Source organism: Longispora sp. NPDC051575, assembly GCF_040681875.1.
Lineage (GTDB): Bacteria > Actinomycetota > Actinomycetes > Mycobacteriales > Micromonosporaceae > Longispora.
Map to the genome: position 1 here is coordinate 434,888 of NZ_JBFAZP010000006.1, position 25,729 is coordinate 460,616.

Annotated in this window: 17 protein-coding genes; 5 read left to right on the plus strand and 12 right to left on the minus strand. The window is 71.6% G+C overall.

Annotated features, from left to right (window positions below; translation table 11 throughout):
* Positions 1–30 precede the first annotated feature (30 nt).
* From AB0M43_RS19530 to thyX, 10 genes are all read right to left on the minus strand, one after another.
* Positions 31–873, minus strand: a complete 843-nt coding sequence (locus tag AB0M43_RS19530; protein WP_363726518.1) for a PspA/IM30 family protein — start codon at positions 871–873, stop codon at positions 31–33.
* Positions 874–979: 106 nt separating this feature from the next.
* Entirely contained in the window at positions 980–1,798 is an 819-nt protein-coding gene (locus AB0M43_RS19535; protein ID WP_363726520.1) for a hypothetical protein, read from the minus strand.
* Complete coding sequence (locus AB0M43_RS19540; protein ID WP_363726521.1) at positions 1,798–3,609, minus strand: extracellular solute-binding protein; 1,812 nt, start codon at positions 3,607–3,609, stop codon at positions 1,798–1,800. Before AB0M43_RS19540 ends, AB0M43_RS19535 begins: the two co-directional genes overlap by 1 nt.
* Positions 3,610–3,807: 198 nt before the next feature.
* Complete coding sequence (locus AB0M43_RS19545; RefSeq protein ID WP_363726523.1) at positions 3,808–4,158, minus strand: helix-turn-helix domain-containing protein; 351 nt, start codon at positions 4,156–4,158, stop codon at positions 3,808–3,810.
* A 121-nt stretch (positions 4,159–4,279) separates the two neighbouring features.
* A complete protein-coding gene (pgsA, locus tag AB0M43_RS19550; RefSeq protein ID WP_363726525.1) occupies positions 4,280–4,852 on the minus strand; it encodes a CDP-diacylglycerol--glycerol-3-phosphate 3-phosphatidyltransferase in 573 nt (190 codons plus the stop codon).
* Positions 4,853–4,868: 16 nt separating this feature from the next.
* Positions 4,869–6,341 carry a 30S ribosomal protein S12 methylthiotransferase RimO gene (rimO, locus tag AB0M43_RS19555; RefSeq protein WP_363726527.1) on the minus strand — a complete coding sequence of 491 codons (1,473 nt, stop codon included), beginning with the start codon at positions 6,339–6,341 and terminating at the stop codon, positions 4,869–4,871.
* A gap of 181 nt (positions 6,342–6,522) precedes the next feature.
* The gene (locus AB0M43_RS19560) at positions 6,523–8,961 is read right to left on the minus strand and encodes a DNA translocase FtsK (RefSeq protein WP_363726528.1); all 2,439 of its coding nucleotides are present in this window, start codon (positions 8,959–8,961) and stop codon (positions 6,523–6,525) included.
* Positions 8,962–9,185: 224 nt separating this feature from the next.
* Positions 9,186–10,874 carry a ribonuclease J gene (locus tag AB0M43_RS19565; protein WP_363726531.1) on the minus strand — a complete coding sequence of 563 codons (1,689 nt, stop codon included), beginning with the start codon at positions 10,872–10,874 and terminating at the stop codon, positions 9,186–9,188.
* A 22-nt stretch (positions 10,875–10,896) separates the two neighbouring features.
* Complete coding sequence (dapA, locus tag AB0M43_RS19570; RefSeq protein ID WP_363726533.1) at positions 10,897–11,793, minus strand: 4-hydroxy-tetrahydrodipicolinate synthase; 897 nt, start codon at positions 11,791–11,793, stop codon at positions 10,897–10,899.
* 217 nt (positions 11,794–12,010) lie between these two features.
* On the minus strand, positions 12,011–12,760 hold the full coding sequence (thyX, locus tag AB0M43_RS19575) for an FAD-dependent thymidylate synthase (protein WP_363726535.1): 750 nt from the start codon (positions 12,758–12,760) through the stop codon (positions 12,011–12,013).
* A gap of 150 nt (positions 12,761–12,910) precedes the next feature.
* Between thyX and AB0M43_RS19580 the strand changes: the two genes are divergently transcribed.
* The 3 genes from AB0M43_RS19580 (at position 12,911) to AB0M43_RS19590 (ending at position 17,502) form a co-directional block, all read left to right on the plus strand.
* Entirely contained in the window at positions 12,911–13,423 is a 513-nt protein-coding gene (locus AB0M43_RS19580; RefSeq protein ID WP_363726536.1) for a hypothetical protein, read from the plus strand.
* Positions 13,424–13,445: 22 nt separating this feature from the next.
* Entirely contained in the window at positions 13,446–14,303 is an 858-nt protein-coding gene (locus AB0M43_RS19585; RefSeq protein WP_363726538.1) for a DUF4097 family beta strand repeat-containing protein, read from the plus strand.
* A gap of 154 nt (positions 14,304–14,457) precedes the next feature.
* Complete coding sequence (locus AB0M43_RS19590) at positions 14,458–17,502, plus strand: PQQ-dependent sugar dehydrogenase (protein ID WP_363726540.1); 3,045 nt, start codon at positions 14,458–14,460, stop codon at positions 17,500–17,502.
* A gap of 50 nt (positions 17,503–17,552) precedes the next feature.
* On the opposite strand, the gene AB0M43_RS19595 is transcribed toward AB0M43_RS19590, so the two are convergent.
* The gene (locus AB0M43_RS19595) at positions 17,553–18,047 is read right to left on the minus strand and encodes a DUF2752 domain-containing protein (RefSeq protein WP_363726542.1); all 495 of its coding nucleotides are present in this window, start codon (positions 18,045–18,047) and stop codon (positions 17,553–17,555) included.
* A gap of 140 nt (positions 18,048–18,187) precedes the next feature.
* On the opposite strand from AB0M43_RS19595, the gene AB0M43_RS19600 reads away from it, so the two are divergent.
* Together AB0M43_RS19600 and AB0M43_RS19605 are read left to right on the plus strand one after the other, a co-directional pair.
* Complete coding sequence (locus AB0M43_RS19600; protein ID WP_363726544.1) at positions 18,188–21,214, plus strand: PQQ-dependent sugar dehydrogenase; 3,027 nt, start codon at positions 18,188–18,190, stop codon at positions 21,212–21,214.
* A 53-nt stretch (positions 21,215–21,267) separates the two neighbouring features.
* Positions 21,268–24,294 (plus strand): PQQ-dependent sugar dehydrogenase, encoded by a 3,027-nt coding sequence (locus tag AB0M43_RS19605; RefSeq protein ID WP_363726546.1) that lies wholly within the window; start codon positions 21,268–21,270, stop codon positions 24,292–24,294.
* A 217-nt stretch (positions 24,295–24,511) separates the two neighbouring features.
* Here the strand turns inward: AB0M43_RS19605 and AB0M43_RS19610 are convergent, their stop codons facing one another.
* Positions 24,512–25,723 (minus strand): crosslink repair DNA glycosylase YcaQ family protein, encoded by a 1,212-nt coding sequence (locus AB0M43_RS19610; RefSeq protein WP_363726548.1) that lies wholly within the window; start codon positions 25,721–25,723, stop codon positions 24,512–24,514.
* Between the last annotated feature and the right edge of the window lie 6 nt (positions 25,724–25,729).

The window sequence follows — 25,729 nt, forward strand, 5'->3', positions numbered from 1 at the left end:
CGAAGGTGCTGCGTGTCGTGCCGGGCCGGACTAACCCGCGGACGAGTCCTTGTCCTTGGCCATCGAGGCGCGGATCTCATCCAGGCGGGTGACGCCCGCCGTGTTGCCGGTGCCGGACACCGCCGGGGTCTCCGGGGTGGCCGCGAGCTTGTCGCCCGACATCGAGGCGCGGATCTGGTCGAGGCGGGACTGGCCGGCCATGTCCAGCGTGGACTTCTGCACCTCGAGCATCCGGCCCTCGACCGAGGTGGAGGCGAGCTCCGCGCGGCCGTGGGCGTTGGCGTAGCGCCGCTCGATCTTCTCGCGCACCTCGTCCAGCGACGGGGTGTTGCCGGGGGCGGCGAGGGAGCTCATCGACTCCAGGGAGGCCGCGATGGTCTCCTGCATCTTGGCCTGCTCGAGCTGGCTGAGCAGCTTGGTGCGCTCGGCGAGCTTCTGCTGGAGCATCATCGCGTTGTTCTCGACGGCCTTGCGGGCCTGTGCGGCGGCCGCGATCGCGCCGTCGTGCATCCCCTTGAGGTCTTCCATCGACTGTTCCTGCGAGACGAGCTGGGTCGCGAAGGCCGACGCCGCGTTCTCGTACTCCGTGGCCTTGGCCTCGTCGCCGGCGGCCCGGGACTTGTCCGCCAGGACGATCGCCTGCCGCGCCGACGCCTGGAGCTTCTCGACCTCGGACATCGTGCGGGACAGCTTCATCTCCAGCTGACGCTGGTTGCCGATCACCGCCGCGGCCTGCTGGACGAGCCCCTGGTGCTGGCGCTGCGCGTCTTCGATCGCCTGCTGGATCTGGACCTTCGGATCGGCGTACTCGTCGATCTTGGCGCCGAACAGCGCCATCAGGTATCTCCAACCCTTGACGAAGGGGTTAGCCATCGCTGCGGTCCTCTCTCCGGCATGCGCCGTGCGGTTGTCTGTCTATCGTCGCAGGCCCGGGTGCGGCGCACCCACCCACCTCGGGGTGAATTCAGTCGCCCGTCCATCATCCTCCGGGAGGAGGCTCCCCGGCGAGCACCTGTCGGGACAACGCCTCGGCGTCCGCCAGACCCGACCGCAACCCGTCAAGATCCTCGGTCAGCAAGCGTACCCGGCTCGTCGTGTCCCCCACCACATCCGACGCGGCGTGCATGGTCGACAACTCGGCCAGGCGCACCACGAGGCCCTCCAGGCCCAGTACGGCCGCCTGCATGCGCACCAGGAGGGTCTCCTGGGCCTCGGTGAGCCGCTGGTGCGAGTCCAGCTGGTCCCGGACCGCCTGGATGCCCCGCTGGCGCTCGTCGCGCAGGTTCGCCGGGCCGGTCTGCAACGCGAACGTCAGCGCCTCGTACTCCTCGTGCAGGGCCGGCGCGTCGATCCACGCCGCCGTGTCCGCCAGCAACGTGACCTGACCGGCGAATCTCCGCAGATCGCCCAGTACGCTGACCGCGCCCTCGTCGACCTGGTCGATCTGGGACCGCAGGATCGGGTCCTCCTCCGAGGCGACCTGCTGGCGCAGCGCGCCCGCCGCCCCCTCGGCCCGGCGCAGCCACAGCTCGGCCGGGCTGCCCGTGGGCGGCTCCGGCAGCCGGCGGGTCGGCGTGGCCAGCAGTTCGGGGCCGTCGGGGGCCCCGGGAGCCGACGGGCGGTCGAAGGCGACGCCCAGGCCGACCCGGAGCCCGTAGACGGCGGCGGCGACGCCCATGCCCAGCGCGATACCCACGCCGGCCGAGACGGTCGCGGCGGTCACCGCCCCGCCGAGGCCGCCGATCAGCCCCGCGGCGAGGACGCCCCAGGGTTCGGTGAGATGGTCGCGGAGTGCCATCAGAAGTTACTGATCACGTTGACCATGACCTTGTCGATCGTCGCGGGGTCGCGCGCGTCGTAGGCCGCGGCCCGGGAGGCCCGGGAGATGCTCTGCAGCGCGTTGAGGTCCGCCTGCTCGCCGAACGCGATCGTGAACACCCGGACCGACTCCTCCATCTTCGAGGCGTCGAGGTCCTTGACCAACTGGGCGAGGTTGTCGTCCTTCGGGTACTCGTTCTTGCCGTCCGTCAGGAGCACCACCGCGTTGATCCGGTTCGGGTCGGCCACGGCCAGCAGTTTGCGCTGGGCGGCGCGCGCCGTCGCGTACAGCGCCGTGCCGCCCTCCGGGCTCAGCCCCTTGATCTGGGCGATGAGCTGCGCCTTCACGTCGGAGACCTTGCCGATCGGCACCCGCTCCGTGTACGGCGTCGACGCCCCGCCCCGCTCCGTGCTGAACGTCCACAGCCCGACCTGGTCGTCCGGCGCGAACAGGTCCAGCGACTTGAGCGCCGAGTCCTTGGCCAGCTCCAGCCGCGACCGGCCGCCCGTGGCCGTCTCCGCCATCGAGCCCGACACGTCGAGGACGAGCAGCACCTGGGCCCGCTTGCGCAGCGCGTCCCAGCCGGAGACCATCTTCGCCAGCACCGCCGGCGACGGCGGGGTCAGCAGACTCACCTTGGCCTGGGGCAGCAGCCCGTTCTCCTGCTTGAGCACCGGCCCGGTCTTGCCCTCGAACGACCGGAACGCCTGGTCGGTGAACCGCTTCTGCTGGGCCGGCTCCCGCACGAACTTCAGGAAGTCCGCCGCGCCCGCCTTCTGCTCCTCGCTGGCCGTCGTCAGGGTCACGAACGGGCTGTCGGAGAGCAGGGTGCCCTCCTTCGGGTAGATCGCCACCAGCGGGACCCGGGGCTTGGTGCCCTTGCCCGTCAGCTTCGGGTCACCGGTCGGGTTGCCCTCGTTGTAGTCGTAGACCGACTTCTCCTCGATCGCGACCGCCGAGATGTACGCCAGGCCCCGGCCCTGCTTGTCCGCCTCGGCCATGTTCGCCAGGAACGTCAGCGAGGTGTCGCCGTAGTGCACCACCCCGGACTCGATCTTGCTCACGTAGTCGAGGACCTTCGGGTCGGCCACCTGCTGCTCGTTCAGGTCGCTGGACAGGCCGGTCGCGGCGAAGTACACCCCGACGGTGGACTGCAGGCCCGTGGTCGAGAAGTGCGGGTTGGTCTTGCCGAGCTTGAACGTGCCCCACTCAGGGTGCCCCACGCTGCCCCAGCCGGCCGTCGTCAGGCCCAGCACGTCCGACCAGCCGAGCTGCTTGTCCGGCCATCCCAGCGCCTCCGCCATCGGCTTGGGCATCGCCAGCACCAGCGGGGACTGCGCGATCGACGGCTGCGGGCCCGTGGGCACCACGACGCCCTTGTCGCCCGTACCGCTCTGGTGCCGGGACAGGGCCAGCCACGAGGACGAGGCCGGGCTCCACACCTGCGGGACGGGCGCGCCCTCCCGGGCCGGGTCCCAGCCCTTCGCCAGCGCCTCGGCCGCCGCCCCGGACGCCGTCGAACTGATCGTCACGTCCACGCACTTGCCGCCGACGGTCCGGCCGGCGTTGTTGTACGCGTCGGCGACCTGGCCGAACAGCCCGGCCTTCTCGACCGAGGAGTTCACGTCGAGGGCCACGCAGCCCTCGCGGTGCTTGCGCGCCGTCGGCTCGTCGTCGGAGCCGGACTTCAGAACGACGTAGGTGATGACGATCGCCACGACGCCGATGACGGCCGCGATGATGATCGGCAGCGGGTTGCGTCGCGACGTAGGGGGCGTCGAGTAGGACACAGGTGCCTCCGCGGAAGGGTGGGGCCCAAGTGTCGCACCTCTCGTCCAGCGCCCGCCTCCCCCGCCCTCCCACCGGAAAGCCCGACCCCCGACGGGTACCGGGTCACGCGCCGGGCCGGGCAGGTCCGGCCACCACGCGGACAGCGAAACGGCGACCGCCCCGCAGGACGGTCGCCGTGTCGGAAATCCGAAGGTGCTTCAGGCCGCCCGGAGGTGCGCCACACTGCGCTCGATCGGGTTGGACGCCTTCGCGGTCGACTGCTTGACCGGCTTGCCGGAGGGCGCGCCCACGGCCTGCAGCACGGCGGGACGGTCCTCGGTCACGGCCAGGGTGTCACTGACCTCGCGGAGAACCTGGGACAACGGCACGTCGAGGGCGTCGCAGATGGAGGCCAGCAGCTCGCTGGACGCCTCCTTCTGGCCCCGCTCGATCTCCGAGAGGTAGCCGAGGCTCACGTTGGCCCCGGTGGACACCTCACGCAGCGTGCGGTGCTGGGAAAGCCGCCGCGAACGCAGCGTGTCGCCGATCACACGACGCAGCAGGATCATCGCCACACTCCTTCCCCATACCAGTCGGTACCCGTAGGGCTACGTTCACCAACCGCTGTCACCGTACATGCTCGCACTGCGAACCGGGTACATACCAGACCGTTGTCGACTTCAACGTTCCTCAGGCCTGGGTATTCCGCCGCAGCGCGAACGCCCGGAACGCGTAGTCCAACCCGGTCACGAGGGTCACGGCGACGGCCGCGGCCATCAGCCACGGGCCGACCGTGGCGAGACCGGACGGGAAGGGCCACAGGTACCACGCGATGGCCGCTATCTGCAGCAACGTCTTCAGTTTGCCGCCCCGGCTGGCCGCGATCACACCGTGCCGGAGGACCCAGAAGCGCATCAGGGTGACGCCGAGCTCCCGGGCGAGGATCAGGCCCGTGACCCACCAGGGCAGCACGTCGTACGCCGAGAGCAGAACCAGGGCCGTACCCGTCAGGGCCTTGTCGGCCAGCGGGTCGGCCACCTTGCCGAACGCGGTGATCAGCCCCCAGGTGCGGGCGATCCAGCCGTCGGCCAGGTCGGTCACCGAGGCGATGCCGAACACGACGCAGGCGGCCATGCGCCACCAGGAGTCCGTCATCTCCGAGACGATCACGAAGGCGGCGAACACCGGGACGAGAATCAGCCGTAGGACCGTCAGCGCGTTGGCCGGGTTACGGATCGGGACCCGTTTCACAGGAGTGATCATGACACTCCGGCGGAGGTCATGGTCGGGTGGCCGGGTCGATGACCTCGACCGGCTCCGCCACCAGATCCACTCCGCCGCATGCCGTCACCGTAGCCCGGACGAGGTCGCCGGGGCGCAGCTGATCCGCGATTCCGCCGACGAGGGCCGTGGAACCGTCGACCTCGGGAGCCTGGTGGGCGGCCCGGGACTCGACCTCGCGCACCGGCTGACCCGCACTGTCGCGCTCGGCTCCGTCGGATATCCGATCGACGAGCACCTCGATCGTGGTGCCGATCCGGTCCTCGGCGCGCTGGGCGGTGAGCTCCTCGACCAGTTCGCTGATCTTCGCGTACCGCCGGTTGATGGTGTCCTTGCGGACCTTGCCCGTCATGGTGGCGGCCTCGGTGCCGTCCTCGTCCGAGTACGAGAACACGCCGACCGCGTCGAGCCGGGCCCCGGTCAGGAAGCGCTCCAGCTCGCCGACGTCCGCCCTGGTCTCGCCCGGGAAGCCGACGATCACGTTGGTGCGCGCGCCGGCCTCCGGGGACAGCTCCCGGATGCTCGCCATCAGCTCCAGGAACCGGTCGGTGGAGCCGAAACGGCGCATCCGGCGCAGCACCGGCTCGGCCGAGTGCTGGAAGGACAGGTCGAAGTAGGGCGCGACGCCCGGGGTGGTGGCGATCGCCTCGGTGAGCGAGGGCCGCATCTCGGCGGGCTGCAGGTAGCTGGCCCGGACCCGGACGATGCCGGCGATCCCGGCGAGCTGCGGGAGGAGCTTCTCCAGCAGGCGCGGGTCGCCGAGGTCCTTGCCGTAGGAGGAGGAGTTCTCGCTGACCAGGACCAGCTCGCGCACGCCCTGGGTGGCCAGCCACTCGGCCTCGGCCAGCAGCTCGTCCGGGGTGCGGGAGACGAAGGCGCCCCGGAAGGACGGGATCGCGCAGAACGAGCAGCGCCGGTCGCAGCCCGAGGCCAGCTTCAGGGAGGCCACCGGGCCGCCCTCCAGCCGGCGGCGCAGGGTCTGGCGCAGGTGGGCCGGGGTGGCCTCGTCGACCACGGCGTGGCCCGGGATGACGACGCCGCTGTTCTGGCGCTTCACCGGGGTCAGGGGCAGCAGGGAACGCCGGTCGCGCGGGGTGTGCGCCTCGTGCTCCTCGCCGCGCAGCAGCGACTCCAGCTTGTCGGAGATGTCCGGGTAGTCGTCGAAGCTGAGCACCGACGCCTCCGGGAGCGCGTCGCCGAGCTGGTTGCCGTAGCGCTCGGCCATGCAGCCGGCCGCGACGACCTTCGCGCCGGTGTCGCTGGCCGCGAGCAGGGTGTCGATCGACTCCTGCTTGGCGGAGGCCACGAAACCGCAGGTGTTGACCATCACCACGTCGGCCTTCTCGCCGTCCGTGGTGACCTCCCAGCCACCGGCGGCGAGCCGGCCGGCCAGCTCCTCGGAGTCGACCTCGTTGCGGGCGCAGCCGAGGGTCACGAGGGCGACACGGCGGGGAGTGGTGGGTGCAGACACCCCGCGAGTCTAGCGGGCAGGCCCGACACTCCCCGGACCGCTGTGCGCCACCCCACCAAAACCATCATTTTGGTACGAGTGGGAAGCGCCGACCACCCGCCAGCCGCCCGGGCCGCTCGTGGCACGTCGGGCTCCCTGGATATCCGCCGCCCGCCCGGTCCCCGGAGCGGCCGCGTCGGCCTCAGGCCTCGGCGCGGATCGCGTCCAGGGTCGTGTCCAGTTCATCCGGTTTGATCAGGACATCCCGGGCCTTGGAGCCCTCGGAGGCGCCGACGATGCCGCGCTGCTCCATGAGGTCCATCAGCCGGCCCGCCTTGGCGAACCCGACCCGCAGCTTGCGCTGGAGCATCGACGTCGAACCGAACTGACTGGTCACCACGAGCTCGGCGGCCGAGATCAGCAGCTCCAGGTCGTCGCCGACGTCCTCCTCCGGCTTCTTCTTGGCGGCCGGGGCGGCGACGACCTCCTCGCGGTACTCCGGATCGCGCTGGTCCTTGCAGAACTTCACCACGGCCGCGATCTCGGCCTCGTCCACCCACGCGCCCTGCAACCGGATCGGCTTGCTCGCACCCATGGGCATGAACAGCGCGTCACCGCGCCCGATCAGCTTCTCCGCGCCGGGCTGGTCGAGGATGACCCGGGAGTCGGCGAGGCTGGAGGTGGCGAACGCCAGCCGGGACGGCACGTTGGCCTTGATCAGGCCGGTGACGACGTCCACGGACGGCCGCTGGGTCGCGAGGACCAGGTGGATGCCGGCGGCCCGGGCGAGCTGGGTGATCCGGACGATCGCGTCCTCGACGTCACGCGGAGCGACCATCATCAGGTCGGCGAGCTCGTCGACGATCACGAGCAGGTACGGGTACGGCCGCATCACGCGCTCGCTGCCCGGCGGCGCCTTGATCTTCCCGCTGCGCACGTTGCGGTTGAAGTCGTCGATGTGCCGGACCCCGTTGGCCGCGAGGTCGTCGTAGCGCATGTCCATCTCGTTGACGACCCACTGCAGGGCGTCGGACGCCTTCTTCGGGTTCGTCACGATCGGCGTGACCAGGTGCGGGATGCCCTCGTAGTGGGTCAGCTCGACCCGTTTGGGGTCGATCAGCAGCAGCCGGACCTCGTCCGGGGTGGCCCGGGACAGGATCGACACCAGCAGCGTGTTGATGCAGCTGGACTTGCCGGCGCCGGTCGCGCCCGCGACGAGCAGGTGCGGCATCTTCGCCAGGTTCGCGACGACGAAGCCGCCCTCGATGTCCTTGCCGAGGGCCGCCACCATCGGGTGGTGGTCGGAGGTGGACGCCCGGGAGCGCAGCACGTCGCCCAGGGACACGTTCTCCCGGTCGAGGTTCGGGATCTCGATGCCGACCGCGCTCTTGCCGGGGATCGGGCTGATGATCCGCACGTCGGGACTCTTCACCGCGTACGCGATGTTGCGCGACAGCTGGGTGATCCGTTCGACCTTCACGCCGGGGCCCAGCTCGACCTCGTACCGGGTCACCGTCGGCCCCCGGGTGAACCCCGTGACCATCGCGTCCACGTTGAACTGGTCGAACACCCCGGTCAGCGAGGCGATCACGTCGTCGTTGACCTTGGAGCGGGTCTTGGCCGGCTCGCCCTTGCCCAGCAGGTCCGGCGGCGGCAGCTTGTAGTCGCCCTCCACACCGGTCAGCGCCAGTTGCTCGGCGCGGGTCGGCGGCGGGGTGTGCTCCGGGGCCTTGCGGGTCGACGGCACCCGGCGGGTCACCGGCTCGGGCTCCGGGACCTCCTCCGTCTCGTACTCCGACACGGGCTCGACCAGCGCGGCCTGCCGGCGGCGCGCGGGCCGGCGACGGGCCGTCGGGGCCTCCTCCTCGTCCTCGGCGTCCTCGTCGTCGAACGTCTCCACGGCCGGGGCCTGGCCCAGCGCGATGGCCCACAGCCGGGCGATCCGCTCCGGGATCCGGTTCAGCGGGGTGGCCGTGATGACCAGCAGCCCGAACAGCAGGAACAGCAGCAGCAGCGGGATCGCCACCCAGCCGGTGACCGCCGCCTCCAGGAGGCCGCCGAAGCCGCGGCCGAGCATGCCGCCCGCGTACGCCTGCTTCGCCGTCGTCTCCGGCGAACCGATCACGTGCAGCAGGCCCGCGACGGACGAGATCAGCGCGCCCCAGCCGACCAGGCCCCGCCCCCGGTGCTCCGGGTCGGGCTCGTTGCGCATCACCCGGATCGCGCCCCAGGCCAGCAGGACGGGCAGGGCGGCCGACACGGCGCCCACGCACCAGCGCACGGTGTCCGACAGCCACTTGCCGAACGGGCCGGCCGCGTCGAACCACACCGCGACGGCCAGCACGAGCGCGAGACCCAGCAGGAGCAGGCCGCCGCCGTCGCGGCGGTGCTCGGGGTCGAGATCCTTGGCCGTCGCCGCCTTGCGGCCCAGCCCACGGGCCATCCAGCCCACCGCGTTCGCACCACCCATCCACGCGCTGCCCAGCGCCCGGCCGACCGGGGCCAGGGCGCTCGACTTCGCCGGGGCCGCCGCCTTGCGCGGGGCCGCCTTCGCGGCTGTCTTACGGGGTGTGGCCGAGCGCCCGGTCGCAGCCCGCGTGGAGGACGTGCGGCCACCGCTCGGAGTTGCGCGACCAGCCATAGGTGACACGGTAACGGTAGATCATCAATGAGCCCCGCTTTTGTCCCCGGCCTTGGCGCTGTGTCTCCCACCATTCCCGACATTCAGGACCGTGGACCCCGTCAGGTCCCCGACACCGGCCGGCCCCACGCCCTGCCCGGAGCTCACCCGGGTGCCCCGCCCGGAAACGTCGAGGCCCCGCGCACCGGGTGGGTGCGCGGGGCCTCGTGACGTTCGGGCCGGGGTCAGACCTCGACCACGGTCGGCACGATCATCGGGCGCCGACGGTACTTGTCGTTCACCCACCGGCCGACGGTCCGCCGCATGATCTGCTGCAGCTGGTGCGGGTCGCCGATCCCCTCGGCGGCGGCCCGGTCCAGCGCCTCCGTGATCAGCGGCAGCACCGGGTTGAACGCGGCCGGGTCGTCGGAGAAGCCCTTCGCCGAGACCATGGGGCCGCCGACGACCTTGCCGGTCACCGAGTCGACCACGACGGTGGCGGAGATGAAGCCGCCGTCGCCGAGCATCTTGCGCTCGGTGAGCAGGCTCTCGCCGACGTCGCCGATGGCCAGGCCGTCCACGTACACGTAGCGGGCCTTGACGTGTCCGACGATCTTCGCCCGGCCGTTGACCAGGTCGACGACGTCGCCGTCCTCGGCGAGCACGACCCGGTCGGCCGGGATGCCGCTGTCGATGGCGAGCCGGGCGTGGGCGCGCAGGTGCCGCCACTCGCCGTGCACCGGCATCATGTTGGTCGGCTTGACCGTGTTGAGCAGGTAGAGCAGCTCGCCGGCCGGGGCGTGCCCGGACACGTGCACCTTGGCGACGTCCTTGTGCACGACGATCGCGCCCGCCCGGGACAGCTGGTTGATCACCCGGAACACGGCGGTCTCGTTGCCCGGCACCAGCGAGGACGCCAGGACGACGGTGTCGCCGGGCTCCATCGTGACGTGCCGGTGGTCGCCGGTGGCCATCCGGCCGAGCGCGCTCATCGGCTCGCCCTGCGACCCGGTGGACATCAGCACGATCTGGTCGGGCCGCAGTTCCTTGATCTCGTCCATGGTGACGAGCAGGCCCTGGGGGATCTTGAGGAAGCCCAGGTCGCGCGCGATGCCCATGTTGCGGACCATGGAGCGGCCGATCAGGGCCACCTTCCGGCCGTGCGAGTGCGCGGAGTCGAGCACCTGCTGCACGCGGTGCACGTGCGAGGCGAACGACGCGACGATGATCCGGCTCTTGGCGTCCCGGAAGATGGTGTCCAGGACCGGGCCGATCTGGCGCTCGGGGGTGACGAAGCCGGGGATCTCGGCGTTCGTCGAGTCCGACAGCAGCAGGTCGACGCCCTCGGAGCCGAGCCGGGCCATGCCGGCCAGGTCGGTGATCCGGCCGTCGAGCGGCAGCTGGTCCATCTTGAAGTCGCCGGTGTGCAGCACGACCCCGGCGTCCGTCTTGATCGCGACCGCGAGCGCGTCGGGGATCGAGTGGTTCACGGCGAAGAACTCGCACGTGAACGGACCGAGCCGCTCCTGGTCACCTTCCGTGACGGTCAGCGTGTACGGCGTGATCCGCCGCTCCGCGAGCTTCGCCTCGACCAGGGCCAGGGTGAACTTGGAGCCGACCAGCGGGATGTCGTGCTTGTGGGCCAGCAGGTACGGCACGGCCCCGATGTGGTCCTCGTGACCGTGGGTGAGCACGATGGCCTGGATGTCCCCGAGCCGGTCGAGCAGCGTCGAGAAGTCCGGCAGGATCAGGTCCACGCCCGGCTGGTCGACGTCGGGGAACAGGACGCCGCAGTCGACGATGAGCAGTCTGCCGTCGAACTCGAAGACGGTCATGTTCCGCCCGATCGCGCCGAGCCCGCCCAGCGGGGTGACCCGCAGCCCTCCCTTGGGGAGCGGGGGCGGCGGGCCCAGCTCCGCGTGCGCTTCGGTCACAGTTTCTCTCCTGATTCGGATGTCATAGGGCGAGGCCCGCTGCGGCGCAGTCCGCGCGCAGCGTGGCCAGCTCCTCCTTCGTGGCGTCGACGAGCGGGGAACGGACGGGGCCGCCGGGGAGGCCGCGCTCGTTCATGGCCGCCTTGACCAGGATGGTGCCCTGGGTACGGAAAATTCCGGTGTAGATCGGCAACAACTGCTGGTGCAGGCGGAGCGCCTCGGCGTGGTCGCCGCGCTCGAACGCCTCGATCATGCGCAGGGTCTCGGCCCCGCTGAGGTGGGTGGACGTGCCCACGACGCCCACGGCGCCGATCGCCAGGAACGGCAGGGTCAGCGCGTCCTCGCCGCAATAGTAGGCCAGGTCGGTGCGGCGCAGGACGTCGGAGGAGGCCATCAGGTCGCCCTTGGCGTCCTTGATCCCGACGATGCGCTCGTGCTCGGCCAGCCGGACGAGGGTCTCGGTCGCGATCGCCACGCCGGCCCGGTGCGGGATGTCGTAGAGCAGGACCGGGAGGCCGGTGGAGTCCGCGACGGCGGTGAAGTGCTTCAGCATGCCGGCCTGCGGGGGCTTGGAGTAGTACGGGGTGACGACGAGCAGGCCGTGCGCGCCGGCCTTCTCCGCCGACTGGGCCAGCTCGACGGTGTGCGCGGTGCTGAACGTGCCGACGCCGGCGATGATCCGGGCCCGGTCCCCGACGGCCTCGACCACGGCCTCGAGCAGGCGGGTCTTCTCCACGTCGGTGGTGGTGGGGCTCTCGCCGGTCGTCCCGCTGATCACCAGGGCGTCGTTGCGCTGCTCGTCGACCAGGTGGGCAGCCAGCCGCTGGGCGCCGGCCAGGTCCAGGGAGCCGTCGGCCTGGAACGGCGTGACCATCGCCGTGATCAGGCGACCGAACGGATGGGTGGCTACCTTCGTCATTCCACAAACCTAGCTGATCGACCGGCGCCGTTGACCCTGAGCGCCGATCAAGCCGACCTGCGACACATCGGCGACCTTCGGAGCGTCACCCGGGGTGACCTGCCGGGCCGGGAGGCGACCTCCGCCCGGGGCGGACGGTGTGAGCCCCGTGCCGCGCCGGTCGGGGGTCCGGCACGCCACGGGGCTACTCACCTCATCGCGGGGCGTGGTCGCGTCGTTACACGGCCTCGTGGGGGCTGAACGCGACCTCGGTGCCGTCGGGCAGCGCGGAGATCCGGAAGTCGGCGAACACGTTCGGGGCCCGACCCTGGAGCTGGCGGAGCACCTCGACGGCCAGTTCGCGGATCTCGACGTCGGCGTGCTCGGTGGCCCGCATGGCGACGAAGTGCCGCCAGGCCCGGTAGTTGCCGGTGACGACGATCCGGGTCTCGGTGGCGTTGGGCAGCACCGCCCGGGCGGCCTGGCGGGCCTGCTTGCGGCGCAGGGTGGCGTTGCCGACGTCGGCGAGCTTGCGCTCCAGCCCGTCGAGCAGTGCGCGGTACGCGGCCACGCTCGCCTCGGCCGCCGCGACGAACCGGGCGTGCAGTTCGGGGTCCTCGGCGATCACGGCCGGCTCGACCATGGCGGCGTCGCCCTCGGGCACGTACCGCTGGGAGAGCTGGCTGTAGGAGAAGTGCCGGTGCCGGATCAGCTCGTGGGTGCACGACCGGGACACGCCGCTGAAGTAGAAGGAGACCGTCCCGTGTTCCAGGACGGACAGGTGACCCACGTCGAGGATGTGGCTCAGGTACCCCTCGTTGGTGCTCGTCGCGGGGTTGGGTTTGGACCAGGACTGGTAGCAGGCCCGCCCGGCGAACTCGGCCAGCGCCTGGCCGCCCTCCGCGTCGGTCTCCCACGGCACGTCGGCCGGCGGTTCGAAGTGTGTCCACGCGATGAGCTGGACCTTCGGTGGGACGATCACGGGCATAGCGCGGGGCCTCCTGGGCGTCGACTCGCCGAGAACACTAGCCCGGGAACGGTGCCCGACGGCCGTGAGCCCGGCGTGCCCTGGGAGGATGACACGCGGCGATGTCAGGCTGACATTGCACGACAGCACTTTTGATGTCATGATGACGTCATGGAACTGACCCCGTACCTGGACTCCCTACGCCGCGATCTCACCGCGGCCGCCGCCCCCGGTGGTCCGGAGATGACCCGGGCGGCCGAACTCCTGACCGGTTCGCTCGAGGCCTCCGCCCGGCTGGCCCTGCTCGAGGCGCTGTCGGACGCCGCCGCCGAGATCACCACCCGGCTCGCCGACACGAGCGTCGAGATCCGGCTGCGCGGCCGCGACGCCGACATCGTCGTGTCCGAGTCGATGCCGATGCCGCCGGTCCCGCCGCCCCCGCCCCCGCCGATGCCGCCGCTCCCCCCGGGCGAGCCCGACGGCGGGGACATCTCCCGGATCACCCTCCGACTCCCCGAGCCGCTCAAGCAGGCGGTCGAACGCGCCGCCCAGGCCGAGGCCATCTCGGTGAACTCCTGGCTCGTCCGCGCCATCGGCTCCGCCGTACAGAACCCGGGCGAGCCGCCCTTCCCTTCCTCGCACGTCCGCTACGGCCGCCGGGTCACCGGCTTCGCCCAGGCCTAGACCACCCCCACGGAGGACTGACATGTACGACTTCGCCGCCCCCGGCCCCGTCAACGCCCATATCCGGGTCCACGCCGGCAGCCTGGTGGTCACCGCCGAGGCCCGCGACACCATCGAGGTGGTCGTCGAGCCCGGCGACTCCAGCGACAGCTCCCGCGAGGCAGCCGCCAACACCCGGGTCGCCCTCGACGGCGACGACCTCGTGGTCGAGGCACCCGAGAACAAGGGCCTCAAGGGGCTGTGGAAGAGCGGCAAGCTGCGGGTGACCGTGCTGCTGCCCGAGCACAGCACCGTGGCCGTGAAGGTCGCCTCCGCCGACGCCCGGCTCAAGGGCCGGTACGCGGAGGCCCGGATCAGCTCCGCGTCCGGCGAGGTGCACCTCGACGAGGCGGCGGGCGACACCGTGCTCGACTCGGCCAGCGGCGCGCTGCGGGTCGGCCAGGTCGGCGGCTCGCTGAAAGCCAAGACCGCGTCGGGGGACCTGTTCATCGGGGACGTCGGCGGCAGCGCGGAGGCCCGGTCGGCGTCCGGGGACATCCGGATCGGCGAGGTGCGCGGCGAGGCGTCCACGCACTCGGCCAGCGGCGACATCACCGTCGGCCCCGTCGGGGGGTCGGTGAAGGCGGACACCGCGTCGGGGGACATCCAGATCGCGTCCACCCGGTCCGGAACCGTCAAGGTGACCTCCGCGTCCGGGGACGTGCGGGTCGGGGTGCTGGCGGGGACGGCCGTCTGGCTGGACCTGTCCACAGCGAGCGGCCGCACGACGAGCGACCTCAACATGGGCAGCGGCGCGGCGCCCACCGGTTCGCAGCTGACCCTCCAGGTCCGCACGGCGAGCGGGGACATAGAGGTGCACCGGGTACTCAACCCCGCCTGATCGTTCAGCGTCACAAGAGCCGTTCGGACAGTCCTGTCGTCATCTAGGCGACAGGGCTGTCAGCGGTACAAGTGATGGGCTTACATTCTTTGCCATGTCGATGCCGCGTCGTGCCCTTTTCGCAGCTCTAGCTGTGGTGGGTTCGTTACTTACTGTGATCGGACTGCCGTTCGAGGCGGAACCCGGCCAGGCCGCCACATTGCCGACCGGTTTTCAGGAACAAGTGGTCCTCAGTGGACTGACAAAGCCCACCAACCTGGTGTTCTCCCCCGACGGCCGGATCTTCGTGGCGGAGAAGGGTGGCGCGATCAAGGTCTTCGACTCCCTCGCCGACACCACTCCCGACGTGTTCGCGGACCTGTCGACCAACGTCCAGGACTACACGGACCGTGGTCTTCTCGGCCTCGCGCTGCCGCCGAACTTCCCCACCAACCCATATGTGTACGTTCTCTACTCGTTCGACGCCCCCATCGGCGGCACCGCCCCGACCTGGGGCGACGGGTGCTCCAACCCGCCCGGCACCAAGGACGGCTGCGTCATCAGCGGCCGGCTGTCCCGGCTCCAGGCCAGCGGCAACCACATGGTCGGCAACGAGCAGGTGCTGCTCAACGACTGGTGCCAGCAGTTCTTCACCCACTCGGTGGGCAGCGTCGAGTTCGGCCCGGACGGCGCGCTGTACGTCTCCGGCGGCGACGGCGCCAGCCCCACCTTCGCGGACTGGGGCCAGGCCGGCTACCCCGCGGTGAACCCGTGCGACGACGCCCCGGGCGGCGTGGGCGGCGTCCAGACGGCCCCGACGGCGGAGGGCGGCGCGCTGCGCAGCCAGTCCGTGCGCGCGGTGGACCGGACGCACACCCCGCTGGGCGGCACGATCATCCGGATCGACCCGAACACGGCCGCTCCCCTCAACGACAACCCGTGGTTCGCGGGCGGCCAGGACGCCAACACCAAGCGGGTCGTGGCGTACGGGCTGCGCAACCCCTACCGGCTGACGTTTAGGCCCGGTACCTCCGAGATCTGGGTCGGCGACGTGGGCTGGCGCAAGTGGGAGGAGATCAACCGGGTCGTCAACCCGAAGGCGGCCACCCCGCAGAACTTCGGCTGGCCCTGCTACGAGGGCGACAACGGCGGGCTCCAGAAGACCAGCGGGTACGGCAGCGCCGGGCTCAACCTGTGCACCTCGCTGTACAACACGCCGAACTCCACCACGAAGCCGTACTTCGCGTACAACCACGCCGACGCCGTGGTGCCCGGGGACAACTGCGCCATCGACGGCTCGTCCCCGACCGGGCTGGCCTTCTACCAGTCGAGCAAGGGCAACTACCCCGGCCGGTACAACGGGGCGCTGTTCTTCGCCGACTACGCGCGCAGCTGCATCTGGGCGATGATGCCGGGGGCCAACGGCCTGCCCGACCCGACGAAGGTCGAACTGTTCGACGGCGGCGCGGCCACCCCCACCGACCTGTCGATCGGCCCCGGCGGCGACCTGTACTACGCCGACATGTCCGGCGGCACCATCCGCCGGGTCCGGTACTTCGCCGGCAACCAGCCGCCGACCGCCGTGGCCACCGCGAACCCGACCTCGGGCCCCGCCCCGCTGACCGTGCAGTTCAACGGGACCGGCTCGTCGGACCCCGACCCCGGCGACGCGCTGACCTACGCCTGGGACTTCACCAACGACGGCACGGTCGACGCGACCACGCCGCAGCCCAGCTTCACCTACACCGGCACCGGTTCGTTCACGGCGAAGCTGACCGTGACCGACCCCGGCGGGGCCAGCAACAGCACGACCGTGCCCGTCGCCGTGGGCGTGGGCGCGCCGGTCCCCGTGATCGACACCCCGACCGACGGCCTGACCTGGCAGGTGGACGACCACATCACGTTCTCCGGGCACGCCACGAGCGCGCAGGACGGCGCCCTGCCGCCGAGCGCGCTGAAGTGGGAGCTGCGCCTGGAGCACTGCGTGGAGGACACCAGCTGCCACACCCACGTGCTGCAGAACTTCAACGGGGTGGCCTCCGGCGCGTTCGACGCCCCGGACCACGACTTCCCGTCGCACCTGGAGCTGGTGCTCACGGCCACGGACTCCGGCGGGCGGACCGCGACCACGTCCCGGCCGCTACAACCGAAGACCACGAAGCTGAACTTCGCGACCAACCCGCCCGGGCTGACCCTGTCCACGGCGTACGGCACGGAGCCCGCGCCCAGCGCCCAGGTCGTCATCTCCGGGTCGCACAACTCGATCAGCGCGCCGAGCCCGCAGACCCTCAACGGGGTGACCTACACGTTCACCGGCTGGTCGGACGGCGGGGCGCAGACCCACGTGGTCGACGCGCCGGCGGCGGAGACGACGTACACGGCGAACTTCACGGCCGGGGCCCCGCAGCAGCAGGGCCTGGCCGGGACGGTCACCATCAACGGCACGGCGCGCCCGCTGCCCGGGGCGACCGTGACGCTGAACCCGGGCGGGCAGACCACGACCACGTCGGCGACCGGCGGGTACTCCTTCTCGGGGGTCACCTCCGGCAACTACGGGGTCACGGTCACCATGGGCCTGGGCCGGTGCGTCACCCCGCACACCGCGTCGGTGACCGTGGCCGGGCCGACCACGGCGAACGTGGCCGTGAACGCGCTGCACGACAACTCCGGGTACAGCTGCGTGGACTCCACGGCCGGGCCGTACGTGCCCGGGACGGCCGTCCAGCCGCTGACCGGGGACGACGCGGTGCAGCAGCTCAGCCTGCCGTTCGCGTTCCCGTTCTACGGCGGGAACTACTCCACCGCCTGGGTCGACACCAACGGCATGCTGTCGTTCACGTCGATGCCGTCGAGCGTGATCAACCGGGGGGCGATCCCGACGGCGTCGGCCCCGAACAACGGGATCTACCCGTTCTGGGCGGACCTGAAGATGGACGCCAGCTCGCAGCTGCGCACCGCGACGGTCAACGGCGAGTTCGTCATCGACTGGAACAACGTGCACATCTACGGGTACAAGTCGTACCGGCTGAACTTCGAGGTGATCCTGTCGCCGAACGGGAACGTCCGGTTCAACTACCAGTACCTGGACGCGCGCGACAGCGAGCAGGGCGGCGCGTCGACCGTGGGGATCGAGAGTCCGGACGGGTCGACCGCGCTGCAGTACTCCTTCGCGGATCCGGTGCTCAGGAACACGCTGACGATCCTGTTCCGACGGACGTGAGGTAACGCGAAAAGCCCGGGCCTCGGCCCGGGCTTTTCTGTTCGACCAGGTCAGACGTAGAACATGGTGAACGGTGCCCACGGTAGGTTCCGCAGCACCGAGAACACGCCCCAGACCACGAGGAACACCGCGATCGTCTGGGGTGGCAACCGGAGCGCCGGGATCTTCGACGCGGCCATCCGGTTCCAGGTCCACGAGACGAACATGTAGAGGAGGAACGGCAGCGCGAACAGCACCAGGATGTGGTGCCGGGCCGCCTCGGGCAGGTTGCCGTGCAGCACGTACCAGAACGCGCGGGTGCCGCCGCAGCCCGGGCAGTCGAACCCGGTCAGGAGCTTCATCGCGCAGGTCGGCACCGCGCCGGCCTGGGCCACCGTGGGGTCCATCAGCAGGGTGTAGGCGACGGCGCCGCCGAAGCAGCCGACCGCCACGGCCGGGGCCAGCCACGCGGGCTTCTCCACGATCCGGGTCATGAACCGGGTGAACCTGCCCGGTTCGGGCAGCGGATAGGGATACGGGACGTGTCCGTCCACGGGCTCCGCCATGACACCAGCACCTCTTCATCTCGGTCGACATTCACACGGTACAACCTGCGTTCTTTTCGTGTCAGGGGCTCCCAGATCACCTGCGGAGAGTCACGCATCCGACACTCTCTATATTGAGCTTCCTTCATATGCTGCTTCGCATGAAGCTCCGTCGCCTGCTCACGGCCGCCGGCCTCCTCGCGGCCACCCTCGTCCCGGGTCCGCCCGCGACGGCCGCCGGCCTGCCGAGCGGCTTCGTCGAGCAGACCGTGTTCACCGGCCTGAACCAGCCGACGAACATCGAGTTCGCACCGGACGGGCGGATCTTCGTCGCCCAGAAGAACGGCGTGATCAAGGTGTACGACTCGCTGGACGACCCCACCCCCGACACCTTCGCCGACCTGTCCGCCAAGGTGCACAACTTCTGGGACCGGGGGATGCTCGGCCTGGCCCTGGCCCCGAACTTCCCGACCAGCCCGTACGTCTACGTGCTCTACACCTACGACGCCAAGCCGGGCGGTACGGCCCCGACGTGGGGTGACGCCTGCCCGAACCCGCCCGGGGACACCGCCGACGGCTGCGTGGTGACCGGCCGGCTGTCCCGGCTCAAGGCCGTGGGCAACCAGATGAGCGGGCCCGAGGAGGTGCTGGTGACCGACTGGTGCCAGCAGTACCCGAGCCACTCCGTGGGGGACCTGGCGTTCGGGGCGGACGGCGCGCTGTACGCCTCCGCCGGCGACGGGGCCAGCTTCAACTGGACCGACTACGGCCAGGACGGCAGCCCGGTGAACCCGTGCGGCGACCCCGGCGGCGCGAACCCGGCCCCGCCCGGCGCGGAGGGCGGCGCGCTGCGCTCCCAGGACGTGCGGACCACCGCCGACCCGACCGGGCTGGACGGGACCGTGATCCGGATCGACCCGGCGACCGGGGCCGGGCTGCCCGGCAACCCGTACGCGTCCTCGGCGGACGCCAACGCGCGCCGGATCTCCTCGTTCGGGCTGCGCAACCCGTTCCGGCTGGCCGTGCGGCCCGGGACGTCCGAGGTGTGGGCCGCCGACGTCGGCTGGACCACCTGGGAGGAGATCGACCGGCTCGCCGCGCCCGGGGGGAACTTCGGTTGGCCGTGCTACGAGGGAACCGGCAGGCAGGCTCAGTACGACAACGTGAATGTGAGCCTGTGCGAGAGCCTGTACACCGCCGGGGGCGTCACCGCGCCCCACTACACCTACAACCACGACAGCAAGGTCGTCGCCGGGGAGGCCTGCCCGACCGGGGGCTCGGCCATCTCGGGGCTCGCGTTCTACCCGGGCAGCGGCGGGACGTACCCCGCGCAGTACCAGAACAGCCTGTTCTTCTCCGACTACAGCCGCAACTGCATCTGGTCGATGGGCGTCGGGGCCAACGGCCTGCCCGACCCGACGAAGATCCAGACGTTCGCGTCCGGCGCGGCCGGGCCCGCCGACCTGGAGATCGGCCCCGGCGGGGACGTCTACTACGCCGACCTCAACGGCGGCACGATCCGCCGCCTGCGGTACTACCCGGCCAACCGCCCGCCCGTGCCCGCCTTCACCGCCACCCCGTCGGCCGGCCCGGCGCCCCTGACCGTCGCGTTCGACGGCGGCGGGAGCACCGACCCCGACCCGGGCGACATCCTCACCTACCGGTGGGACTTCGACAACAACGGCACCCAGGACGCCATCGGCCGGACCGCGTCGTACACCTACGCCACGGCCGGGCCGCGCACCGCCAAGCTGACCGTCACCGACTCCACCGGGGCCTCGGCGAGCACCACCCGGCAGATCAACCCGGGGGACTCACCGCCGACCGCCGTGATCGACTCCCCCGCCGGTTCCCTGCGGTGGAAGGTCGGCGACACGGTCACCTTCGCCGGGCACGCCACCGACACCCAGGACGGCACCCTGCCCGCGAACCGGCTGCACTGGCAGCTCGTGCTCCAGCACTGCTCGTCGGCCACCGACTGCCACAGCCACGCGGTGCGGGAGTTCGACGGGGCGGGCGGGACGTTCACGGCACCGGACCACGAGTACCCGTCGCACCTGGACCTGATCCTCACCGCCACCGACTCGGCCGGCCTGACCGGGACGAGCACCGTGCGGCTGGACCCGCGCACCGTCGACCTGACGTTCGCGACCGCCCCGGCGGGCCTGCAGGTGTCCGTGGGGTCGGCGACCGGGACCGGGCCGTTCACCCGCACCGTGATCGTCGGCTCGTCCCAGTCGGTCAGCGCTCCGACCCCGCAGGTGGTCGGCGGCCAGGCGTACGCGTTCGGGACCTGGTCGGACGGCGGCGCGCAGACCCATGTCCTCGTCGCGCCGGCCACCCCTGCCACCCTGACGGCCAGCTACACCCCGATCTCGTCCGCGCTGTCGGTCACCGGCACCGCGACGATCGCGGGCACCGGGCGGCCCCTGAGCGGGGCGACCGTGACCCTGACACCCGGCGGGCAGACCACCACGACCTCGGCCACGGGCGGGTACGCGTTCACCAACCTGACCCCCGGCACCTACGGCGTGACGGCGACCCTCGGCCTCGGCCGGTGCGTCACCCCCGCCACGGCCTCGGTGATCGTCGACGGGCCCAAGGTCGCCGACCTGGCGGTCACGGCCCGCACCGACGGGTACGGGCACACCTGCGTCGACGCGGCCCGCCCGTTCCGGACCGGCGCGACGACCCTGGCGCTGACCGGCGACGACAAGGTGGCCCCGGTGACCCTGCCGTTCGCCTTCCCGTACTACGGGCAGACGTACACGGCCGCGACCGTGGACAGCAACGGGGTGCTCGCGTTCGGCACGGCCACCTCGGCGGCGGCGAACGTCGACCTGCCCGCCACCAGCGCCCCGAACGCGGCCGTCTACCCGTTCTGGCGCGACCTCGGGCTCGACGCGAGTTCGCAGGTCCTGACCAGCGCCGGACCGGGCACGTTCACGGTCGAGTGGCGCAACGCCTACATCTACGGCTACCGGTCGCACCGGATCACCTTCTCCGTCACGCTGCTCGCCAACGGGGACATCGAGGTGGGCTACCGCGACCTCGACGCCCGGGCCTCCGAACAGGGCGGCACCGCCACCGTCGGGATCGAGAACGAGACCGGCACCGTGGGCCTGCGCTACTCGCACGGCGAGCCGGTGCTCCGCGACGGGATCTCGGTGCTGTTCCGCCGTCCGTAGCATTCATTACCGTTTATCATCCAGTACCCGAAAAGGTTTCTTATGATCGGTCCATGACGATTCGTGGTGTGCTACTCAGAAGCGTCCTCACCCTCGCCGTCATGTCCCCGGTGTGCCTCGGGCTCACCGGGGACCCGGCCCGCGCCGCGAGCGCCCTGCCGCCGGGTTTCGTCCAGGAGACCGTGCTGTCCGGGCTCGCGGCCCCCACGAACATCGAGTTCGCGGCCGACGGCCGGGTGTTCGTCGCCCAGAAGGGCGGCGTGATCAAGGTGTACGACTCCCTCACCGACCCCACCCCCGACGTCTTCGCCGACCTGTCCGCCAAGGTGCACAACTTCTGGGACCGGGGCCTGCTCGGCCTGGCCCTCGCGCCGAACTTCCCGGCCGACCCCTGGGTCTACGTGCTCTACACCTACGACGCCAAGCCCGGCGGCAACCCGCCCGCCTGGGGCGACGTCTGCCCCGACCCGCCCGGCGCCACCGTCGACGGCTGCGTCGTCACCGGCCGGCTGTCCCGGCTCCAGGCCGCCAACAACCACATGACCGGCCCCGAACAGGTGCTGGTCACCGACTGGTGCCAGCAGTTCCCCAGCCACTCCGTCGGCGACCTGAAGTTCGGGGCCGACGGCGCGCTGTACGCCTCCGCCGGGGAGGGCGCCAGCTTCACGTACGCCGACCACGGGCAGAAGGGCAACCCGTGCGGCGACCCCGGCGGCTCCGCCCCCACCCCGCCCACCTCCGAGGCCGGCGCGCTGCGGGCCCAGGACGTCCGGACCACCGGCGACCCGACCGGCCTGTCCGGCGCCGTGATCCGGATCGACCCCGCCACCGGGGAGGGCCTGCCCGGCAACCCCTACCACTCCTCCATGAACGCCAACGCCCGGCGGATCTCCGCGTACGGCATGCGCAACCCGTTCCGGCTCGCCGTCCGCCCCGGCACCTCCGAGGTGTGGGTCGGCGACACCGGCTGGAACACCTGGGACGAGATCAACCGGGTCACGCCCGGCGCGAACCTCGGCTGGCCGTGCTTCGAGGGCCCCGCCCGCCAGCCCGGCTACGACGCGGCCAACCTCAACCTGTGCGAGAGCCTGTACACCGCCGGCGGGCAGACCGCGCCGTACTTCACCTACAAGCACAGCGCGCCCGTCGTACCCGGCGAGAACTGCCCCAACGGGGGCGGCGCGCTGTCCGGGCTCGCGTTCTACCCGGACACCGGGAGCTACCCCGCCGAGTACCGGAAGGCGCTGTTCTTCGCCGACTACAGCCGCAAATGCGTCTGGGCGATGCGCGCCGGCCCCGACGGGCTGCCCGACCCGACAAGGATCAGCACCTTCGTCACCGAGGCCGCCAACCCCGTCGACCTGGCCGTCGGCCCCGGCGGCCACGTGTACTACGTCGACCTCAACGGCGGCACGGTCCGCCGGATCCGGTACTTCGCCGCCAACCGGCCGCCCGTGGCCGCCCTCACCGCCACCCCCGACCACGGACCGGCCCCGCTGACCGTGGCCTTCGACGCCGGCGGGAGCACCGACCCCGACGGCGACCCGCTCACCTACCAGTGGGACTTCCAGAACGACGGCACCGTCGACGCGACCGGCGTGACGGCCAGCTTCGTCTACCCCACCCCCGGCGACCGGACCGCGAAACTCACCGTCACCGACCCCGCCGGGGCCAGCGCCAGCACCAGCACCGTCGTGCACCCCGGCAACGCCCCGCCCACCGCCGTCATCGACTCCCCCGGCGGCCAACTGCGGTGGAAGGTCGGCGAGACCATCGCCTTCACCGGGCACGGCACCGACCCGCAGGACGGCACGATCCCCGGCAACCGGCTGCGCTGGGAGCTGATCCTGCACCACTGCGACACCGCCGGGGAGTGCCACGCCCACCCCCTGCAGGACTTCACGGGTACCGGCGGGAGCTTCGTCGCCCCCGGCCACGGCTACCCCTCGCACCTCGAACTCCGGCTCACCGCCACCGACTCCACCGGGCTGACCGGCAGCACCAGCGTCCGGCTCGACCCGCTGACCACCGACATCCGGTTCGAGTCCAGCCCGCCCGGGCTCCAGGTCACCGTCGGCTCGGCCACCGAGGCCACGCCGTTCACCCGCACCATGATCGTGGGCACCGTCGAGTCGGTCAGCGCGCCCACCCCGCAGGCGCTCGGCGACCGGTCCTACGCGTTCGCCAACTGGTCGGACGGCGGGGCCCAGACGCACAGCGTGACCGCCTCGGGTCCGGCCACCCACACCGCGACGTACACGGCGATCAGCGGGGAGCTCGGGATCAGCGGGCGGGCCCTCGTCGACAGCACCGGGAAACCCCTGGTCGGGGCCACCGTCACCCTCAACCCCGGGGGCCGGAGCACGACCACGACGGCCACCGGCGGGTACGCCTTCACCGGCCTGACCCCCGACACGTACGGCGTGACCGTCGCCCTCGGCCGCGGCCGGTGCGTCACCCCCGCCACCGCCTCCGTGGTCCTCGACGCGCCGAAGACGGTCGACGTCCGGGTCACGGCGCGCACCGACTCCTACGGCCACACCTGCGTCGACGGGGCCCTGCCCTTCGTCCCCGGCACGCAGCGGATCACCCTGACCCGGGACAACGCCCTCGCCACGGTGAACCTGCCGTTCGCCTTCCCGTACTACGCCCAGAGCTACACCCGGGCCACCGTGGACACCAACGGCATCCTGTCCTTCGGCGGCACCGTCTCCTACCCCGAGCACGGGTCCGTCCCCGGCACGGCGGCGCCCAACGGGGCCATCTACCCGTTCTGGCGCGACTTCGTCCTCGACGCGTCCTCGGCCGTCCTGACCGCCTCGGCCCCCGGGGCGTTCACCGTGGAATGGCGCGACGTGTACGTCAAGGGGCAGCCGACCCGCCGGGTGACCTTCTCGGTGACGCTGTCCCCGAACGGCGAGATCCGGCTCGGCTACCAGGGGATCGACGCCCAGGTCGACGAGCGGGGCGGCACGGCGACGGTCGGCATCGAGAACCAGACGGGTACCGCCGGGGTCCGCTACCTCTACCACGACCCGGTGCTGCGGACGGACACGTCGGTGGTGTTCCGGCGGCCCTGACCGGCCGGCGACCCAAGGAGACGGGCGGGCAGTCCGAGGCTGGACCAGGCTCCGGGTGATGAGGGGACAACTTCGCGGAGGTTGTCCCCTCGACCGTGCTCAGCGCGGACCACCCAGCGCGGGACGGGTCCGGGCCTGTCCCCGCAGGCGACGGGCGGTCTCAGTGCAGGCACACACGATGGGCGTCGTCGGCCCGCGCACGCACGACCTATGGCGGTCAGCCCAGCGCGCGGGACAGCTCCGGGGCCAGGTCGCCCCGGTCCGGCAGCGCCACCTCGGTCAACCCGAGCCAGCCCGCCATCCGCCGCAGCTCCGCCGCCAACGCGACCGCCGTCTCCCCCGGGTCGGCGCCCGGCTCCAGCCACGCGGCCGGCACCCGCAGCACCCCGGCCGCCCGGTCCGCCTTGAGGTCGACCCGGGCGGTCAGCCGGTCGCCGTGCAGGAACGGCAGCACGTAGTAGCCGTGCACGCGTTTGGGGGCCGGGGTGTAGATCTCCAGCCGGTACCGGAAGTCGAAGAGGCGCTCCGTGCGGCCCCGCTCCCAGATCAGCGGGTCGAACGGGCTGACCAGCGTGCTCGCCCGCACCCAGCGGGGCAGCCGCGCGTCGACGTGCAGCCACGCCGGCTTCTTCCAGCCCTCGACCGTGACCGGGGTGAGCACCCCCTCGGCGACCAGCGCCGCGATCGCCGGCTTCGTCGCCTCGACGGGCAGCCGGAAGTAGTCGCGCAGCTCGGGCTCCGCCGCCACGCCCAGCGCGCGGGCGGCGACCTCGACCAGTGCCCGGTACGACTCCGGGAGCGGGGGGTCGGCCGTCTCGGTCACGAAGCGGGGCAGGGCGCGGGTGGGCAGGTCGTACACCCGCTCGAACTGGCTGTTGCGGTGGCTGGCGGTCACCCGGCCGGCCCAGAACAGGTACTCCAGGGCCTGCTTGGCGACGCTCCAGTTCCACCCCCAGTGGTTCTTCTCCACCGGGACGTCGTGCTCGATCTGCCGCGCGGTCAGCGGGCCCTTGTCCCGGACCTCGTCCAGGATCCACGCGACGAGCTCGGGCTGCTCGCGGACGACCTTGCGCATGTTGCCCCAGGCCTTGTCGTCGGCCAGGGCCATCCGCCAGCGCAGGTGCTGGTGCAGCCGGACGTCGACCAGGGCGGCCTCATGCCCCCAGTACTCGAAGAGGTCGCGGTTCTGGCCCGTCGACACCCTGGTCAGGAGGTCGTGCGGATAGGGGCCGAGGCGTGAGTACATCGGGAGGTAGTGCGCGCGGGCCAGGATGTTGACCGAGTCGATCTGCAGCTGACCGAGGCGGCCGATGACCTTGCGGGCGTGCCGGGCGTCGGGCACGCCGGCCGGGCGGGGGTCGGCGAAACCCTGGGCGGCGAGGGTGATCCGCCGGGCCTGGGCGACGGTCAGCGTGTCCGGAATGCTCATAGTGCT

Coding starts and splice junctions, on each gene's coding strand:
- AB0M43_RS19530 (WP_363726518.1), bottom strand. CDS start 873: ATGGCTAACCCCTTCGTCAAGGGTTGGAGATACCTGATGGCGCTGTTC.
- AB0M43_RS19535 (WP_363726520.1), bottom strand. CDS start 1,798: ATGGCACTCCGCGACCATCTCACCGAACCCTGGGGCGTCCTCGCCGCG.
- AB0M43_RS19545 (WP_363726523.1), bottom strand. CDS start 4,158: ATGATCCTGCTGCGTCGTGTGATCGGCGACACGCTGCGTTCGCGGCGG.
- pgsA (WP_363726525.1), bottom strand. CDS start 4,852: ATGATCACTCCTGTGAAACGGGTCCCGATCCGTAACCCGGCCAACGCG.
- AB0M43_RS19560 (WP_363726528.1), bottom strand. CDS start 8,961: ATGGCTGGTCGCGCAACTCCGAGCGGTGGCCGCACGTCCTCCACGCGG.
- dapA (WP_363726533.1), bottom strand. CDS start 11,793: ATGACGAAGGTAGCCACCCATCCGTTCGGTCGCCTGATCACGGCGATG.
- thyX (WP_363726535.1), bottom strand. CDS start 12,760: ATGCCCGTGATCGTCCCACCGAAGGTCCAGCTCATCGCGTGGACACAC.
- AB0M43_RS19580 (WP_363726536.1), top strand. CDS start 12,911: ATGGAACTGACCCCGTACCTGGACTCCCTACGCCGCGATCTCACCGCG.
- AB0M43_RS19585 (WP_363726538.1), top strand. CDS start 13,446: ATGTACGACTTCGCCGCCCCCGGCCCCGTCAACGCCCATATCCGGGTC.
- AB0M43_RS19595 (WP_363726542.1), bottom strand. CDS start 18,047: ATGGCGGAGCCCGTGGACGGACACGTCCCGTATCCCTATCCGCTGCCC.
- AB0M43_RS19600 (WP_363726544.1), top strand. CDS start 18,188: ATGAAGCTCCGTCGCCTGCTCACGGCCGCCGGCCTCCTCGCGGCCACC.
- AB0M43_RS19605 (WP_363726546.1), top strand. CDS start 21,268: ATGACGATTCGTGGTGTGCTACTCAGAAGCGTCCTCACCCTCGCCGTC.
- AB0M43_RS19610 (WP_363726548.1), bottom strand. CDS start 25,723: ATGAGCATTCCGGACACGCTGACCGTCGCCCAGGCCCGGCGGATCACC.